15 protein-coding genes are annotated in these 17091 nt (G+C 65.6%); 6 read left to right on the forward strand and 9 right to left on the reverse strand.

Annotated elements, in window-relative coordinates:
• Positions 1-3: 3 nt before the first annotated feature.
• The 7 genes from AC0KVN_RS20585 to mnmA form a co-directional block, all read right to left on the reverse strand.
• Positions 4-2127 carry a sodium-translocating pyrophosphatase gene (locus AC0KVN_RS20585; protein WP_435567823.1) on the reverse strand — a complete coding sequence of 708 codons (2124 nt, stop codon included), beginning with the start codon at positions 2125-2127 and terminating at the stop codon, positions 4-6.
• Positions 2128-2354: 227 nt separating this feature from the next.
• Entirely contained in the window at positions 2355-3272 is a 918-nt protein-coding gene (gene thiL, locus AC0KVN_RS20590) for a thiamine-phosphate kinase (protein WP_435567822.1), read from the reverse strand.
• A 155-nt stretch (positions 3273-3427) separates the two neighbouring features.
• Positions 3428-3874, reverse strand: a complete 447-nt coding sequence (nusB, locus tag AC0KVN_RS20595) for a transcription antitermination factor NusB (protein WP_004208836.1) — start codon at positions 3872-3874, stop codon at positions 3428-3430.
• Positions 3875-3958: 84 nt separating this feature from the next.
• Positions 3959-5245, reverse strand: coding sequence for a histidinol dehydrogenase (gene hisD, locus AC0KVN_RS20600; RefSeq protein ID WP_435567821.1), 1287 nt, complete (start codon positions 5243-5245; stop codon positions 3959-3961).
• Positions 5235-5897 (reverse strand): ATP phosphoribosyltransferase, encoded by a 663-nt coding sequence (hisG, locus tag AC0KVN_RS20605; RefSeq protein WP_004208839.1) that lies wholly within the window; start codon positions 5895-5897, stop codon positions 5235-5237. Before hisG ends, hisD begins: the two co-directional genes overlap by 11 nt.
• Positions 5898-5962: 65 nt before the next feature.
• The gene (locus tag AC0KVN_RS20610; protein ID WP_435567820.1) at positions 5963-7426 is read right to left on the reverse strand and encodes a CYTH and CHAD domain-containing protein; all 1464 of its coding nucleotides are present in this window, start codon (positions 7424-7426) and stop codon (positions 5963-5965) included.
• Positions 7427-7527: 101 nt separating this feature from the next.
• The gene (gene mnmA, locus AC0KVN_RS20615; protein ID WP_303762177.1) at positions 7528-8634 is read right to left on the reverse strand and encodes a tRNA 2-thiouridine(34) synthase MnmA; all 1107 of its coding nucleotides are present in this window, start codon (positions 8632-8634) and stop codon (positions 7528-7530) included.
• A gap of 126 nt (positions 8635-8760) precedes the next feature.
• On the opposite strand from mnmA, the gene AC0KVN_RS20620 reads away from it, so the two are divergent.
• From AC0KVN_RS20620 to AC0KVN_RS20630, 3 genes are all read left to right on the forward strand, one after another.
• Positions 8761-9057, forward strand: a complete 297-nt coding sequence (locus tag AC0KVN_RS20620) for a hypothetical protein (RefSeq protein ID WP_097384715.1) — start codon at positions 8761-8763, stop codon at positions 9055-9057.
• Between the two features lie 107 nt (positions 9058-9164).
• Positions 9165-9464, forward strand: a complete 300-nt coding sequence (gene sciP, locus AC0KVN_RS20625) for a CtrA inhibitor SciP (RefSeq protein ID WP_004208844.1) — start codon at positions 9165-9167, stop codon at positions 9462-9464.
• 195 nt (positions 9465-9659) lie between these two features.
• Positions 9660-9917 carry a GlsB/YeaQ/YmgE family stress response membrane protein gene (locus AC0KVN_RS20630; RefSeq protein WP_004208845.1) on the forward strand — a complete coding sequence of 86 codons (258 nt, stop codon included), beginning with the start codon at positions 9660-9662 and terminating at the stop codon, positions 9915-9917.
• A 60-nt stretch (positions 9918-9977) separates the two neighbouring features.
• Here the strand turns inward: AC0KVN_RS20630 and AC0KVN_RS20635 are convergent, their stop codons facing one another.
• The gene (locus AC0KVN_RS20635; RefSeq protein WP_004208846.1) at positions 9978-10226 is read right to left on the reverse strand and encodes a GlsB/YeaQ/YmgE family stress response membrane protein; all 249 of its coding nucleotides are present in this window, start codon (positions 10224-10226) and stop codon (positions 9978-9980) included.
• Between the two features lie 232 nt (positions 10227-10458).
• Here AC0KVN_RS20635 and AC0KVN_RS20640 point away from each other — a divergent pair, with 232 nt between their 5' ends.
• The 3 genes from AC0KVN_RS20640 (at position 10459) to AC0KVN_RS20650 (ending at position 16235) form a co-directional block, all read left to right on the forward strand.
• Positions 10459-11631 (forward strand): efflux RND transporter periplasmic adaptor subunit, encoded by a 1173-nt coding sequence (locus AC0KVN_RS20640; RefSeq protein WP_435567819.1) that lies wholly within the window; start codon positions 10459-10461, stop codon positions 11629-11631.
• A gap of 92 nt (positions 11632-11723) precedes the next feature.
• The gene (locus AC0KVN_RS20645) at positions 11724-14888 is read left to right on the forward strand and encodes an efflux RND transporter permease subunit (protein WP_483656369.1); all 3165 of its coding nucleotides are present in this window, start codon (positions 11724-11726) and stop codon (positions 14886-14888) included.
• Between the two features lie 81 nt (positions 14889-14969).
• Positions 14970-16235 carry a DUF445 domain-containing protein gene (locus AC0KVN_RS20650; RefSeq protein ID WP_435567817.1) on the forward strand — a complete coding sequence of 422 codons (1266 nt, stop codon included), beginning with the start codon at positions 14970-14972 and terminating at the stop codon, positions 16233-16235.
• Positions 16236-16325: 90 nt separating this feature from the next.
• On the opposite strand, the gene AC0KVN_RS20655 is transcribed toward AC0KVN_RS20650, so the two are convergent.
• Complete coding sequence (locus AC0KVN_RS20655; RefSeq protein ID WP_435567816.1) at positions 16326-16910, reverse strand: hypothetical protein; 585 nt, start codon at positions 16908-16910, stop codon at positions 16326-16328.
• Positions 16911-17091 lie beyond the last annotated feature (181 nt).

Here is a 17091-nt window from a genome sequence, read left to right on the forward strand (position 1 = left end):
GGGTTAAGCGCCGTGTGCAAGCGCCGCGAGCAACAATAGCGCCACGATATTGGTGATCTTGATCATCGGGTTGACCGCCGGGCCGGCGGTGTCCTTGTAGGGATCCCCCACCGTGTCGCCGGTCACCGCAGCCTTGTGCGCCTCGCTGCCTTTGCCGCCATGATGGCCGTCCTCGATATATTTCTTCGCATTGTCCCAGGCGCCGCCACCCGAGGTCATCGACAGGGCGACGAACAAGCCCGAGACGATGACGCCCAGCAGCAACGCGCCCAGCGCGGCAAAGCCGTTGGGCACGCCTGCCACCGCCGCGATGATGAAATAGACCGCGATCGGCGCGAGCACCGGCAGCAGCGAGGGGATGATCATTTCCTTGATCGCGGCGCGGGTGACGAGGTCGACGGTGCGGGCATAATTGGGGCGCGACGTCCCCTCCATGATGCCCTTGTTGGTGGCGAACTGGTCGCGCACATCCTTGACCACGTCGCCGGCCGCGCGGCCGACCGCCGTCATCCCCATCGCACCGAACAGATAAGGCAGCAGCGCGCCCAGCAGCAGGCCGACGATGACATAGGGGTTGGACAGGCTGAAATCGACCGGTTCGGTAAGGCCGAGGGCCGAATTGTAGAATTTGAGATCCTCCGTATAGGCGCCGAACAGCACCAGAGCCGCCAGGCCGGCCGAGCCGATGGCATAGCCCTTGGTCACCGCCTTGGTGGTGTTGCCGACCGCGTCGAGCGCATCGGTCTTCACCCGGACGCTGTCGTCGAGATGGGCCATTTCGGCGATGCCGCCGGCATTGTCGGTGACCGGACCATAGGCGTCGAGCGCGACCACCATGCCGGCCAGCGCCAGCATCGCGGTGGCGGCAAAGGCAATGCCGATCAGGCCCGCCAGCTGATAGGCGACGATGATGCCGATCACGATCACGATCGTCGGCAGCGCGGTCGATTCCAGGCTGATGGCGAGGCCCTGAATGACATTGGTGCCATGGCCGGTTTCCGATGCCTTGGCGATCGAACGGACCGGGCGATAATTGGTGCCGGTATAATATTCGGTGATGACGACGAGCAGGCCGGTGACGGCAAGGCCCACCATCATCGACCAGAACAGCGCCATGCCGGTATAACCGCCGACGCCATCCAGATCGGTGCCGAACGGGGTATTGAGATCACCCAGCGTATAATGGGTGACGAACCAGAGCGCCGGGATCGACAGGATCGCGGTGGTCCAGAAACCCTTGTAGAGCGCGCCCATGATCGACTGGCTGGCGCCGAGACGGACCATATAGGTGCCGATTATCGAGGTGATGATGCACACGCCGCCGACGATCAGCGGCAAGGCCATCAAGCGCATCAGGAAGGCATTGTCGACGCCGGTTACCAGCAATGCGGTCAGCACCATGGTGGCGCCGACGGTGACGACATAGGTTTCGAACAGGTCGGCCGCCATGCCGGCGCAGTCGCCGACATTGTCACCGACATTGTCAGCGATCACCGCCGGGTTGCGCGGGTCATCCTCCGGGATGCCGGCCTCCACCTTGCCGACCAGATCGGCACCGACATCGGCCGCCTTGGTGAAGATGCCACCGCCCAGCCGCGCGAAGATGGAGATGAGGCTGGCGCCGAAGGCGAGCGCGACCAGGCTGTCGATCACCAGACGGTCATCGGGCGCATGGCCGGCCGGGCCGGTCAGATACCAGAAGAAGACGCTGATCGCGAGCAAGGCGAGGCCCGCCACCAGCATGCCGGTGATCGCGCCGGCCCGGAAGGCGACAGTGAGGCCGCTCTGCAGCGTGCCGCGCGACGCCTCTGCTGTGCGGACATTGGCGCGGACCGAGATGTTCATGCCGATGAAACCGGCCGCGCCCGACAGGATCGCGCCGATCAGGAAGCCGACGGCAGAAGTGATCCCCAGGAAAAGGAAGACAAGGACGGCGACGACGATGCCGACCACCGCGATGGTGGTATATTGGCGGCCAAGATAGGCCTTTGCCCCCTCCTGGATCGCCCCCGCGATCGCCTGCATCGTATCGTTGCCCGCCGGTGCGGCAAGCACCTGGCGACTGGTGAAAAGCCCGTAGAGCACGGCCAGCAGGCCGCACCCTATGGCGATATGGACTATCTGCATGCTTGTTCCTCTCCCCCTATTGTTGCTGTCATCGATCGCTCCGCAGGGAATGACGGGCGGGCGAAGGGCACAACAGCGGGCGGCCGGACGGAGAAACGCCGGCATCGGGCACCGCGTCAATCAGCAACAGGACGATGCGCATCGGGCGCTCCAACCGGCTGAGAATAGGGTGATAGGAAGCTACAGGTCAGGCGCCGCGCGTCAAGCCGGTAGCGCAATGATCCAGATCAGCCATGTTCCCAGCCAAGCCGGTCGGGCAACGGCATGACCGCGCCGTCGATCAGCAGGGTCAGGCCAGCCCCTTCTGCGAAACGGCCGATCGGGATCGCGCGCACCGGCGGCGACACGCCGGGCGGCAGCGCGAAAAGCAGTTCATAATCGTCGCCGGCGCGCGCCGCGGCGAGCTGGATCGCGGTGCTGGCGCCGCGCACGCTCTCGAGCGCCGGGGAGAGCGGGATATGGTCGATGGTGACGGCGAGGTTGCTGGCCGCGCCCATGCGCGCGGCATCGATCAGCAGGCCGTCGGACAGGTCCATCATGGCGGTGGCGAGACGGGCGAGCAAGGCCCCCTCTGCCAGACGCGGGCGCGGTCGGCGATAGGCGGCGACCAGCGGGCCGGATGCGGCAGGATCGGCGCGGGCAAGGTCGAGACCGATCCCGGCATCGCCGACCGGCCCGGTGACATAGAGGCGGTCGCCCGCCCGCGCGCCGGCGCGGCTGGGGACCGGCGTGCTGGTCGCCTCACCAATCGCGGTCAGGCTGTAGCTGCGCGGTGCGCCGGCCGGCATGCTGACCGTGTCACCGCCGAGCAACGGCATGGCATGACGCTCCAGCGCTTCGCCCAGACCTTCGAGGAAGGCGGCGTCCCAGTCGTCGTCGCCGGACAGGCTGTAGTTGAGCAGACAGCCGATCGGTTTCGCGCCCTTGGCGGCGAGGTCCGACAGGTTCACCGCCGCCAGTTTCCAGCCGATATCGGCCGGCGGATCGGTGGGGAGATAATGAACGCCCTCCACCATCGTGTCGCTGGTGAGGATGAGGCGCGTGGCGCCGACCGGCAGCACCGCGACATCGTCCTGCAATCCCTGCGCGGCAGGATCATGGGCGAGCAGGCGCAGCAGGTTGAGGAAGCGGGATTCGGCGGACATGATATAATCTCTATCCCAGCGCCCGCTTCTACCGAAATCATCCGTCATCCCCGCGGACGCGGGGATCCATTGCGCGCTATGTTGGAGAGGAAGCGCTGAATGGATCCCGGATCAAGTTCGGGATGACGTCCATTACAGAACGCGTCCGTGCAACCTTATTTCCGCACGTCCTTCGACACGCCGTCGAGCAGGCCGTTGACGAAGCCGGCTTCCCGCTTGTCATAGAAGGCGTGGGCGACGTCGACATATTCGCTGATGACGGTGCCGGTCGCGACGTCCTGACGGGCGAGCAGTTCATAGGTGCCCGCGCGCAGGATCTGGCGCATCGGCTTGTCGAGGCGGTCGAGGGTCCAGCCGCTCGACAGGCGCGCGCTGATCAGCCCGTCAATCTCGGCGCGGCGGCGATCGACGCCCGACACGACATCATCGAAGAAATTCTGTTCGGCCTCGGCATAGGTCACGTCCTCGATCGTCGCGCCCAGGCGATGTTCGTGGAATTCGTGCAGCAGCAGATGGAGCGGCGTGCCCTCCATTTCGAGCTGGTAGAGCGCCTGGACCGCGGCGAGGCGCGCGGCGGAGCGGGATTTGGAGCGGTCGTTCATGCGGCTTTCTAATCCGTGAATATCATGCCTGTCGAGAAGCCCGCATAACCGGTTCTCGACAGGCTCGAACCGAACGGGAAGAAATCAAAGCCGCAGCGCGACCGATGCGGCGTGAGCGGGCAACCCTTCCGCCTCCGCAAGAGCGACGGCCGCGGGGCCGATCGCCTGGATCGCGTCGGGGGTAAGGCCAAGAAAACTGGTGCGCTTCATGAAGTCGAGCACCGAGAGGCCCGAGGAGAAGCGCGCGCGGCGACCGGTCGGCAGCACATGGTTGGGGCCAGCGACATAATCGCCCACCGCCTCGGGCGTCATGCGGCCAAGGAAGACCGAACCGGCATGGCGGACCTGCGCGAAATAGCGGTCGGGATCGTCTACTGCCAGTTCCAGATGTTCGGGCGCGAGTCGATCGACCAGCGGCATCGCTTCATCCAGGTCGCGGACCAGGATGATCGCGCCATTGGCGGCCCAGCTGGTGGTGGCGACGGCCTGCGTCGACAGCAGCGGCAGGCGGCGCATAACTGCCTGTTCGACGGCGTCGGCAAAGGCGGCATCGTCGGTAAAGAGGATCGACTGGCTGGTCGGGTCATGTTCCGACTGACTCAGGAGATCGGCGGCGATCCAGTCGGCGTCGTTCCGGCCATCGGCAACGACGACGATTTCGGACGGGCCGGCAACCATGTCGATGCCGACCACGCCATAAAGCTGGCGCTTGGCTTCGGCGACCCAGGCATTGCCGGGGCCGGTGATGACGTCGACCGGCTTGATCCGTTCGGTGCCATAGGCCAGCGCGGCGACGGCCTGCGCGCCACCGACGCGCCAGATCTCCTCTATTCCCGCAATCTGGGCTGCGGCGAGCACCAGCGGGTTAATCTCGCCTTTCGGCGTCGGTGTCACCATGGCGATGCGCTGCACACCCGCGACCTTGGCCGGGATGACGTTCATCAGCAGCGAGCTGGGATAGGCGGCGCGGCCTCCCGGCACATAGAGGCCGGCGGCATCCACCGCGGTCCAGCGCGCGCCGAGGCGCACACCGGCGGCGTCGATACCGTCGCTGTCCACCGGCCTTTGCTTTTCATGATAGTCGGTGATGCGCGCGGCCGCGAGTTCGAGCGCGTCGCGCAGAGGCGTCGACAGGCCATCGAGCGCGGCGCGGCAATCCGCCGGGTCGACCGCCCAGCCGCTGACGTCCAGATCATGATGGTCGAAGCGGCTGGTATAATCGGCGAGCGCGGTGTCGCCATGGGCGCGCACGGCCTTCAGGATGGCGCTGACGTCGCGCGACACATCCTCGTCCGCCTCGCGCCGGGCATCGACCAGGGCGGTGAAATCGGCGGCGAAGCCGGCGGCCTTGCTGTCGAGCCTAAGCGGCATCGCGCACCTCCACGGCCTTGCGGAACGCCTCCACCAGCGTGGTGAGATCGGCCGAACGCATCTTGTAGGCGGCGCGATTGACGATCAGCCGCGCCGAAACCGGCATGATGATCGCGGTTTCAACGAGGCCATTGGCCTTGAGCGTGGCGCCCGAGGACACAAGATCGACGATGCGACGCGACAGGCCAAGCGAAGGCGCCAGTTCCATCGCGCCATTCAGCTTGACGCATTCGGCCTGAAGCCCGCGCGCCTCATAATATTTGCGGGTGAGATGCGGATATTTGGTGGCGACACGGACATGGCTCATCGCCGCCTGATCCTCGTCTCCCGCATCCGCCGGCTCGGCGACCGACAGGCGGCAATGGCCGATATTGAGGTCCACCGGGGCGTAAAGTTCGGAATAATCGAACTCATCGACCACGTCGGAACCGACGATGCCGATCTGTGCTGCGCCATGGGCAACGAAGGTCGCCACGTCGAAGGCGCGCACGCGGATGATCGACACGTCGGGCCGGTTGGTGGCGAAGCGCAGCGCTCGGCTCTTCTTGTCATGAAATTCCGCCTCCGGTTCGATACCGGCTTTGGCGAGCAGGGGCAGCGCTTCTTCGAGGATGCGGCCCTTGGGGATGGCGAAGGTGATCGGGCGAGTCATGACCGGCGGGCCTTAGCCATCGACGCGCCAAAGCACAAGATTTTCGGGTCAGGAGAACAGGAAGCTCAGCCCCAGAAGCGCCTGGTGTCGAGCAGAGACGCATAGGCCTTTTCCGCGCGACGCAGTAGGCGGCGCTGCGCCTTGTCATCCGGCGCCGGCAGATCGAAGTCGATACCGGCCGCCGCGAGGGTGGCGGGCGCGGTCGCCAGATCGTTGAGCGCGCCCAGATCATCCTGCAGCTTTTCTAACATGGCGGAGAAGGCAGCATGGCGCCGCTGCTGCTGGTTCTTGGGGAAAAGCGGCGCGAAAAATTCGCTGGCGTAGCGCAGCTTCTTGGCGGCGATGCGAGCTTGGTGGCGCCGCTCGTCACTGCGTCTGGCAAGATTCTTACCCTTGCGCTTCAGCCGCTTGCGTCGATCCGACAGGATTTCGGCAGCAAAGGGCCTGACAGGCGCATGCAGCAACGCGGCATCGGCCGGCTGGCTACACCAGTCGCCCAGCGCCAGCCATTCGGCGAGGTCCAGCATCAGGATTCGGGTCTCGCGCGCCTGCAGGCGCAGTTCGGCATCGGCCAGCGCTTCCGCCCGGACAAGCGCGAGGCGGGCGGCGGCATCGTCGGGCAGACTGGGCAGCAGCACGTCGATATTGCGGACCCGGCCAAGCGTGGCAGCCAGTGCGCGCAGACCATCCTTGAGCGGCGCGAGTGCAGGATCGCCCGCCAGCACCGGCGCAAAGATCGACAGCGCCGAGCGCAGCCGACGCAGCCCCACCCGCGCCTGATGCAGCGCGCCGGGCGCGCCAGTGGTGAACAGCAGATCCTCGTTCAGGCGGAATTGGCGGATGCAGCCCTGGGCGATGGCACGAAAGGCCTGCTCGACGGTTGCGTCTGGTGCGATCGCAATGGGTTCGGCCTTGGCCGGCTTGCGCCGTTCCTTCGCGAGCAGGGCATAGCCGCGATCCGACTTGGAGCGCATGCCCAGACGCAGCGGCACCAGATCGTTGAGCTGGCGGGCCATCGAAAAAAGCAGGGCCGGTTCACCCGACAATAATTCCAGTTCCACCTCTGCCAGCGGGGTGGCACGACGGCCGACCCGAACCCGGCCAATGTCGATCGCGCATTCGACCCCCTGCCCGTCCCGATCGAGCCGATGCACGGTGCGTTCGATATCGGTGACAAAAATCTTGTCGGCGGTCGCGACGGTGGCGGCGCCGACGGCCCGATCGAGCGGATCGGGAATCGCATCGAACAGCGGGACATTGCCGTCGACCGGCTTTTCCCATTCCGAGCGGGCAAAGAGGCCAGCCGCCCTGCCGCCATCGGCCTTGATCGTCTGAACATGGGCCCGCCCCTTGCGCCGGATGCGCAGCGAAAAACCGGCACGGTGCAGATCGAGCGCGGGGGTGTCGAAATAGGTCGCAACCAGATGGGCCGCCTGCCCCTTCTGCCCCGCGAACAGCGGTGCATCGGCCAGCAGAGCGCGATCGGCCGGGTCAAATTCCAGCTTCAGCTCGACTTCGCGGTTGTCCATCCGTGCGCCCCTTGTTGCGAGCGGTGCCGCCAGGGCGGGGACGCTAGATCGAATCGGGCACGAAAGGAAATATAATTGTCACAATTGGCCGCGCCGCCGGCTCAGGCCACCTCGGCCAGCGCAGCCTCGGTCGCGGCGATCCAGCCGCCGCCCAGCACCTGATCGCCGGCATAGAGAACCGCCGCCTGCCCCGGCGCGACGCCATATTCGGGCGCGTCGAAGATCAGCCGATCGCCTTCGAGCCGCGCCGGAACCGGCTTGGCCATGGAGCGGACCTTGGCGGTCAGAGGTCCGGTAAAATCGCGACCAAGCCAGTTGATGTCGCTGAGACGCGCGCCCGACACGGCCAGCGCAACCTTCGGCCCGACGATCACCCGCCGTCCTTCGGCATCGAGCCGCACGACATAGAGCGGTTCTGCCTGGCCGCCGATCTCCAGCCCCTTGCGCTGGCCGACCGTATAATGGATCAGCCCCTTGTGCCGGCCCAGCACCCGGCCATCGACATGGACGATGTCGCCGCCCTCGTCCGCATCGGGGCGCAGCTTGCGCACGATCTTGGCATAATCGCCATCGGGCACGAAGCAGATGTCCTGGCTGTCGGGCTTCAACGCCACCGACAGGCCGAGTTCGGCGGCGATCTCGCGCACCTGCGGCTTGGGCAGGCCGCCCAGCGGGAAACGCAGATAGTCGAGCTGGGCCTGAGTCGTGGCGAACAGGAAATAGCTCTGGTCGCGCGCCGGATCGGCGGCGCGATGCAACTCGGCGCCCTGCGGCCCTTCGACCCGGCGGACATAATGACCGGTCGCCAGGCAATCGGCACCCAGGTCGCGCGCGATCTGGAACAGGTCGGTGAACTTCACCCCCATATTGCATTTCACGCACGGGATCGGGGTGCGGCCGGCCATATATTCATCGGCAAAGTCGGCGATCACCGAATCGCGAAACTGGCTTTCATAATCAAAGACATAATGCGCAATGCCGATGCGGTCGGCGACGGCGCGCGCATCGCGGATATCCTGGCCCGCGCAACAGCTGCCGGTACGGCCAACGGCGGCGCCATGATCGTAAAGCTGGAGCGTCACGCCGATCACTTCCGCGCCGGTCTTCGCGGCGAGCGCGGCGACGACGCTGCTGTCCACGCCACCGGACATGGCAACGACGATGCGCCGCTGCGAGAGCGGCTCTGGGAGCTGAAATTCGGGCTGCATGGCCGCCCATATAGTCGCAGGCGGCGCCGCGTTCCAGCACCTTCCCCAAGAGGCGCATCGTTTCGATGACGAAAATGTGTCCGGCATTTACCGGACCTTATCGATTAGCCCGGTAGAAGCCTGGTCATGGATCTGAGTTTTCTCCGGACAGGCGGGCTGAAACCCGCCCTGACAAGGCCGACAGGCCGGGCACGCGTCCCGGCCTGGCCTTTCCTGCGGGCGGCTTCGGCTGCGGCGCAGGCGGCCAGTCCCACGGCCTTGGCGGTCGCGGGCGTCCTGCGGGGGCAGGACGGGATGGAGGACTGGATACAGGAACTGGCCGAGCTTTTCGCGCCACGTTCCGACGGCAAGATCGAAGCCGTTCGTCTCGCAGGAAGCTTTAACCCGCTGATCGCGAGCCATTTAGGGGTGGGGCAAGGATGATGAAGCCTGTGTTTACCTTGGGGCTTTAGCCGATCTTCAGGGCTGATGTGACAACGAGGTTTCGCTGCTGAATTCGGCAACGCCAATGCCGCTAATTGAGGGTAAAGATGATAGAGAACCAGAAAATCAGGCCTGCACAGGTCGTAGGACCGCTCGGCGAACCCCTGACGCTGGAAAATCTGCCGCCCGTGAACACCACCCGCTGGGTCGTGCGTCGCAAGGCGGAGGTCGTCGCTGCCGTCAATGGGGGCCTGCTGACCGTGGACGAGGCCTGCGCCCGCTACAGCCTGACGCTGGAAGAATTTGCCAGCTGGCAGCGGGCGGTGGACCGTTCGGGCATGCATGGCCTGCGCGTGACGCGCATCCAATATTATAAGTCACTCTACGAGCGACAGCAGAAATATTGAAGGATCGGGTACCGCCGACGGGCGGGCACAGAGACGAATGATGCGGGGGCCGCCGGACAGACCGTCCGGCGGCCCCTTTCGCGTTGCGGGTCGGGGATGGTTTCCAAGGCGGAATCATTTTGTGCGGGAACGCGAAGCCATGTTCCGGGTTGAATAGCCAGCAAACCCGTTGGGGGTGTGGTCAAGGAGAGTAACATGGGCATCATCTTGTGGCTTATCGTCGGCGGCATTATTGGCTGGCTCGCCAGCATGATCATGCGCACGGACGCGCAGCAGGGTATCTTGCTGAACATCGTCGTCGGCATTGTCGGCGCCTTCATCGGCGGCCTGATCTTCAGTGGCGGCTCGATCAACAATGCCGGACTGACGCTCTACAGCTTCCTCGTTTCGCTGCTGGGCGCGGTCATCCTGCTGGCGATCGTCAACCTGGTACGGCGCGGATCGGTCCGCTAACGACCGGACATTCCATATCAAAGGCCGTGTCCTTCCCAGGAAGGACGCGGCCTTTTTGCGTCAGCGCCGGACGCTGAACCAGCGATAGAGCGCCAGAACCGCGATCGCACCCAGCACGGCGGCGATGAAACTGGCATGCTCGCCCGGCGCGTAGAAGCCCATGATCTGACCTACGAAGGCCGCCAGCAAGGCCCCGGCCATGCCGAGCAGGATGGTGACGACGCAGCCCCCCGGATCGCGGCCCGGCATGACCAGACGCGCCAATGCCCCCGCGAGCAGGCCCGTGATGATCCATCCCAGCAATTCCATGGCGCGCATCCTCTTATATTGGCCAACCCGCCCCAAGGCGCGGCATAGCGACATAGTCCGGCCCCTTTGGCAAGAGACGGACAAGATGCAAGAGCCCGCCAGCCCCTTCGCATCAGCACAATTGGCTTTGCGAAGGCCCGTCCAACCGTGATATTGGGGCTTGAGGGCGGTGATATATTCATATAACACAGTTCCGAGTTTGGGCGGAACCCGCCGGAGAGATGGAAACGGCATGAATTACGAAACTACGCTGACGGGCGAATCGTCCGCGATCCTGATCGATGACGAAGACCGGATTCGCCGTCGCCGCCGGCTGCTGATCATCGGTGGCGTTGTTGCGGTTGCGCTGGTGGCGGCGGCTGCCGCGCTGTCGATGCGGGGCAAGGATGCCGCCACCCCCGACGCCACACCGCAGGCGCCGGTCGTGACCGTACTGACCCCCGGCCAGACGATGGTCGCGCGTACCGTGAGCAGCACCGGATCGCTGGCCGCCCGTGTCGACATGCCGGTCGGCGTGGTCGGCGAAGGCGGCATGGTGACGCGCGTGCTGGTGCAACCGGGCGACTGGGTGCGCGCTGGCCAGGCGCTGGCCACCGTCGAACGATCGGTCCAGAGCGAGCAGGTCAATTCGCTGGCCGCCCAGGTCGAAGTACAGCGTGCCAATGCCAAGCTGGCCCAGGCCCAACTGGAACGCGCCAAGGCGCTGGTTGGCCGCGGCTTCATCAGCGCCGCCGACATCGACCAGCGCACCGCCACCCGCGACCAGGCCGTCGCTCAGGTCCGCGTGGCCGAAGCGCAATTGGCCGAACAGCGCGCCCGCACCGGCCGGCTGGACATCCGCGCGCCGGCATCCGGGCTGGTGCTGACCCGCACGGTCGAGCCCGGCCAGATCGTCCAGGCCGGCGGCGGCACATTGTTCCGCATGGCCAAGGATGGCGAGATGGAAATGCAGGCGCAGGTGGCTGAAGCCGATCTGGCGACGCTGCGCGCCGGCAACAGTGCGACCGTGACCCCGGTCGGCAGCAACCAGCATTTCAGCGGTCGCGTCTGGCAGGTATCGCCGGTCGTCGACCCGCAGACCCGCCAGGGCATCGCCCGCATCGCGGTCGCCTATAATGACGCTATCCGCCCCGGCGGTTTCGCATCGGCGACGATCACCAGCGGCTCGGGTAATGCTCCGCTGCTGCCGGAATCGGCGGTGCAGAGCGACGCCAAGGGCAGCTATGTCTATATCGTCAACGGCAAGAACCAGGTCGAACGGCGCGACGTGAAGGTGGGCCAGGTGTCCGACACGGGCGTCGCCATCACCAGCGGCATCACGGGCGCGGAGCGCATCGTGACGTCGGCCGGCGCCTTCCTGACCGTGGGGCAGAAGGTGAAGCCGGAAGCGCTCAAGGCGCGCTGACACAATGGTCCCGGCCGGGTCATCGTGCCCGGACCGGCAGGACTGATAATATTGGAAGCGGGCGCGGTGGCGTCCGGTGAGGGAAGCCCGTCATGAGTTTTCGCAATATCTCCGCATGGGCGATCCGCAATCCGGTGCCGCCGCTGGTCCTGTTCGCCGCGCTGATGCTGGCCGGTGTCGTCAGCTTCCTGCGGATGGACATCAACCAGAATCCCGACATCAGCTTCCCCATGGTCAGCGTCACCGTGTCCCAGCCGGGCGCCGCGCCGACCGAACTGGAAACCCAGGTGACCCAGCGGGTCGAGGCCGCCGTGCGCGGTATCAGCGGGGTCGAGGACATCACCTCCTTCGCGTCCGAAGGCCAGTCGCTGACCAATGTCCAGTTCAAGATCGGCACGCCGGTCGATCGTGCGGTCAATGACGTCAAGAATGCCGTCGACCAGATTCGCAGCGATCTGCCCGACGGCATCCTGGAACCGCAGGTCCAGCGCATCGACGTGGATGGCGGACCGATCGCCTATTTCAGCGCCGAAGCAACCGACATGACGCTGGAGGAACTTTCCTGGTATGTCGACAATACGGTCGCCAAGCGATTGCTGTCGGTCAGCGGCATGGCAGCGGTGCGGCGCGGCGGCGGCGTCAGCCGCGAGATCCGCGTCATCCTCGATCCCGCCCACCTACAGGCCTATGGCGTCACCGCCGCGCAGGTGAATGCGCAGCTGAGCCAGGTCAATATCAACGCGGCCGGCGGTCGCACCGAAATTGCCGGTGCCGAACAGTCGATTCGCGTGCTGGGCAATGCCCGCAACGCCCATGATCTGGGCCAGACGCAGATCGCCATTTCCGGCGGCCGCACGGTCAAGCTGGCCGATATTGCCGATGTTCGCGACATGTATGCCGAACAGCGTAGCCTGGCGCTGATGAACGGCCGGCAGGTGACCAGTTTCAGCCTGGAAAAGGCCAAGGGATCGTCCGACGTCACCGTCTATGACGATGCCATGAAGGTGCTGGACAAGCTCAAGAAGGAAAATCCCAAGGTCCAGTTCAAGCAGCTCTATTCAAGCGTCGAATATACACGCGGCCAATATCACAGCGCCATGTCGGCGATGATCGAGGGCGCAGTGCTGGCGGTCGTCATCGTCTTCCTGTTCCTGCGCGACTGGCGCGCGACGATGATCTCTGCCCTCGCCATTCCGCTGTCGGCGATCCCGTCCTTCTGGTTCATGGACATGCTGGGCTTCACGCTGAACGGCATTTCGCTGCTGGCATTGAGCTTGGTGGCGGGCGTGCTGGTCGATGACGCGATCGTGGAGATCGAGAATATCGTGCGCCACATGCGCATGGGCAAATCGGCCTATCAGGCATCGATCGACGCGGCCGACGAAATCGGCCTAGCCGTGCTGGCGACCACCATGGCGATCGTCGCGGTGTTCCTGCCGGTCGCGCTGATGCCGGGTATTTCGGGCCAGTTCTTCATCCAGTTCGGCATGACCGTGGTCGTGTCGGTGCTGATGAGCCTGGCCGTGGCGCGCCTCATCACGCCGATGATCGCAGCCTATTTCCTGAAGGCCCATGGCGAGGCGAGCCATGGCGAAGGCTGGCTGATGGACCGCTATATGGGCGTGCTCCACTGGTCGCTGGACCAGCGCAAGGCAAAGGCGCGGCGCGCGCGCGGCGGGTTCCGCAATCGCTTCGTCGCCTTCTTCGTCGACCATCGCGTGTGGACTCTGGGCATCGGCATGCTCGCCTTCGTGGCGACCCTGTTCGCCTTCGGCACTTTGCCCATGACCTTCCAGCCGACGATCAACACCGATTTCAGCCAGGTGAAGATCGAGACCGTGCCGGGCAGCACGCTGGAGCAGACCACCGCCATCACCCGCAAGGTCGCCGACATGCTGGCCGCCGACACGGATGTGGTCGAGGCCGCCTTCGCCGATATCGAGCCGACCAGCGCCGACATCTTCCTGACGCTCAAGAAGACCCGGCCGATGTCGTCGGTGGATTGGGAACGCAAGATCGCGCCCAAGTTCCAGACGATCGCCGACGCACGGGTCAATTTTCAGTCCCAGTCGGGTGGTGGCTTCGGCCGCGACATCATCATGATGTATGGTTCGGACGATCCGGAGCTGCTGGAAAAGACCGCCAATCAGCTGGTGCATGAAATGGCCGGCATCCGCGAACTGCGCGCGCCGCGCGTGCAGGGCGACATGCAGCGGCCCGAGATCATCATCAAGCCGCGCCTCGACCTGGCCGCCAGCCTGGGCGTGACGACCGCTGCGCTCAGCCAGTCGATCCGCATCGCGACGATCGGCGACATCGACCAGAATGTCGCCAAATTCTCGCTGTCCGATCGCCAGATCCCGATCCGCGTCGCCCTGGCCGAGGATAGCCGCAAGGATATCGCCACGATCGAGAATATGCCGGTGCCGACCGTGTCGGGTGGTTCCGTGCCGCTCAAGGTGGTCGCCGACATCAGCTTTGGCGCCGGACCGACGCAGATTCGCCGCTATAACCAGATCCGCCGCGTCGTCGTCGGCGCGGATCTGGCGCCCGGCATCGTCACCAGCCAGGCCAATCAGAAGATCAACGAACTGCCGACGATGAAGGCCATCAAGGAAGGCCGCATCCAGGGCGTGCAGAAGATCGAGGCAGGCGACAGCAAGTTCCAGGCGGAAATGCTGACCAACTTCGTGATCGCCGTCTTCTCCGGCATCATGCTGGTGCTGGCGGTGCTGGTGCTGCTCTACAAGCGGATCATGCCGCCCTTCGTGAATCTGGGGTCGCTGCTGCTCGCGCCGCTGGGCGGGGCGATCGCGCTGCACATTGCCGGCCAGCCCATGTCGCTGCCGGTGTTCATCGGCCTGCTGATGCTGCTGGGCATCGTCGCCAAGAACTCGATCCTGGTGATCGACTTCGCGCTGGAGGAGATGGAGAAGGGCGTGCCCAAGCAGGAGGCGATTCTCGACGCCGGTCACAAGCGTGCGCAGCCGATCGTGATGACCACGGTCGCCATGGTCGCGGGCATGGTGCCGACCGCCCTTTCGCTGTCGGGTGACGCCGCCTGGCGCGCGCCGATGGGCATCACGGTGATCGGCGGCTTGCTGCTGTCGACGGTGCTGACGCTGGTGATCGTGCCGGCCGTGTTCAGCCTGGCGCTGGGCGTCGAGCAATGGGCCGGGCCGCGGCTGAGCCGCCGCTTCCTGACCCACAAGTCGCATGATGGCCATGCGGGCAGCCATGCCCAGCCGGCGGAATAAAGAATCGGGTTCGCGCGGGCAGCCCCATGGCAAAATATGGAGCTTGCCTGAACGAAACGGGCGCGTAACCGTTTCACCGCCATGAAGCTGCTGCGCATGCCCCGTTCGCCCCTCGACGCTGCCGCCCATCCCGCGCGGCGCATGCGGCTGGTGGCGACGGGGATGTTGCTGGCGATGGCGGCGATCTTCATCGCGGCGCGCGCCACCGTCCATCTCCACCCCGCGATCGGCTTCGTCCAGGCCTTTGCCGAAGCGGCGATGGTCGGCGGCCTGGCCGACTGGTTCGCGGTCACCGCCCTGTTCCGCCATCCGCTCGGCCTGCCGATCCCGCATACGGCGATCATTCCGCGCAACAAGGACCGGATCGGCGACACGCTGGCGATTTTCCTGCGCGACAATTTCCTGACCCCGGCCGTCGTCGCGCGGCGGATGCGCGGCATGGACGTGGCCGGTGCGGCCGGCCGTTTCCTCGCCAGCCCGTCCGCCGGCGACGGCCGACTGCGCATGGGCGCATCCCGGCTGCTGGCCGACATGCTGGAGGCGCTGGACCAGGAACGGTTGGGCGGCATGGTGAAGGGTGCGATCGGCCAGCGGCTGCGCGCGATCAATGTCGGCCCGCTGGTGGGGCAAGCAATCGAGGCCGCGATGCGCGACGGCCGCCATGCGCCGGTGATGGATGGCATCATCCAGTGGGCAGACAGGGCGCTGGAGGCGAATGACCATCTGATCCGCCAGATGGTGCATGAGCGCGCGGGCACGGTGCTGCGCTGGACCGGGCTGGACGAAAATCTGGCCAATGCGATTCTCGGCGGCCTGCGCAAGTTGTTGGCGGACATGGCCGCCGATCCTGGCCACAGCCTGCGCCTCAAGGCCGAGGAAGGCATGGCCAAGCTTGCCTTCGACCTGCAGTTCGACATCGAGATGCAGGCGAAGGCGGCCAAGATCCGCGACGAGATACTCGACAATCCGGCGATGCAGCGCTGGATCGAGGGGATGTGGGAACAGGCCCGCACCGGCCTGCTGCGTGCGGTGCGCGATCCCGGCAAGGCGATGGCCGGGCGACTGGGCGAGGCGTTGCAGCAACTGGGCGGCACCCTGCAGGAGGATGCGCGGTTGAAACTGGTGATCAATCGCTTCGTGCGGCGCGGCGCGGTCGGGGCCACGGCGACCTATGGCGATTCGATCGTCAAGCTGGTGAGCGAGACGGTGCGCGGATGGGATGCCGGCACGGTCACCAGCCGGCTGGAGAATGCGGTCGGCCGCGACGTGCAATATATCCGCATCAACGGCACGCTGGTCGGCGGGCTGGTGGGGCTGGCGATCCACGCCATCGACACGTTCTTCTGAGAAATGGTCGGGGCGCATCGGGCCAAAAACGACGCGCCCCGACCGGAACCGGTCGCACAGAGGAGAAGGCCCCCGGTTCCTAACTGAACATCAGTCTTCGGGACCGCCCTTTCCCCCCGGTGGCGGCGGCGATGGCGGCAGCTCATCAGCGCTCAACACGCCGTCACCATTGCGGTCGAGATCATGAAACATGGCAAGCGACGGGGCGGAAAATTCGGCGCGATCGATCACGCCATCCTCATTGCCATCCTCGGGATAGGGCATCGCGCGGCCCGGAGGTGGGGGTGGAGCGGCGTCGCCACGCTGGCCGCCGGGCGGTGGTCCTCCCGGCGGGGGGCCGCCGGCGCCACCGGGGCCGCCACGGCCATGCCGGCGTTCGCCCTGCCCTTCCTGCCGCGGGCCGCGCTGATGGCCCAGCATCTGCTGCATGGCGTCAGCTGAAATCGCCCCATCGCCATCCGAATCCATCGCCGAAAAGCGGCGGTCGAGCCAGGCCTGCATCTCGTCCCGCGTGATCCGGCCATCACCGTCGGCATCGGCAGCCCAGGGCCCATCGGGTCGTGCCCCGCCGTCATGCGGACCTTCCGTCCGCGCGGACAGGTCGGCTGGCTGCTGGGCGAACAGTGGCACCGGCAGCAACAGGGTCGACAATAGCAGCATCGTGGGAAGGCGCATCGGGGTTCCTGGATTTGCGTTGCCGCAGTGTCTCGCATCGCCGCATTGCCCCGATATGTCCCGAGGCGACGCGAATATTTCAGGCGCATCGCCCCTTTGAAAATTGACGTTGCAACATATCATATTTTGATGTTGTATCATTTCATGGTTGCCGGAGAGACGGCGCCACGAAAGGAGGGTG

It is taken from the genome of Sphingobium sp. SG1 (assembly GCF_057063145.1).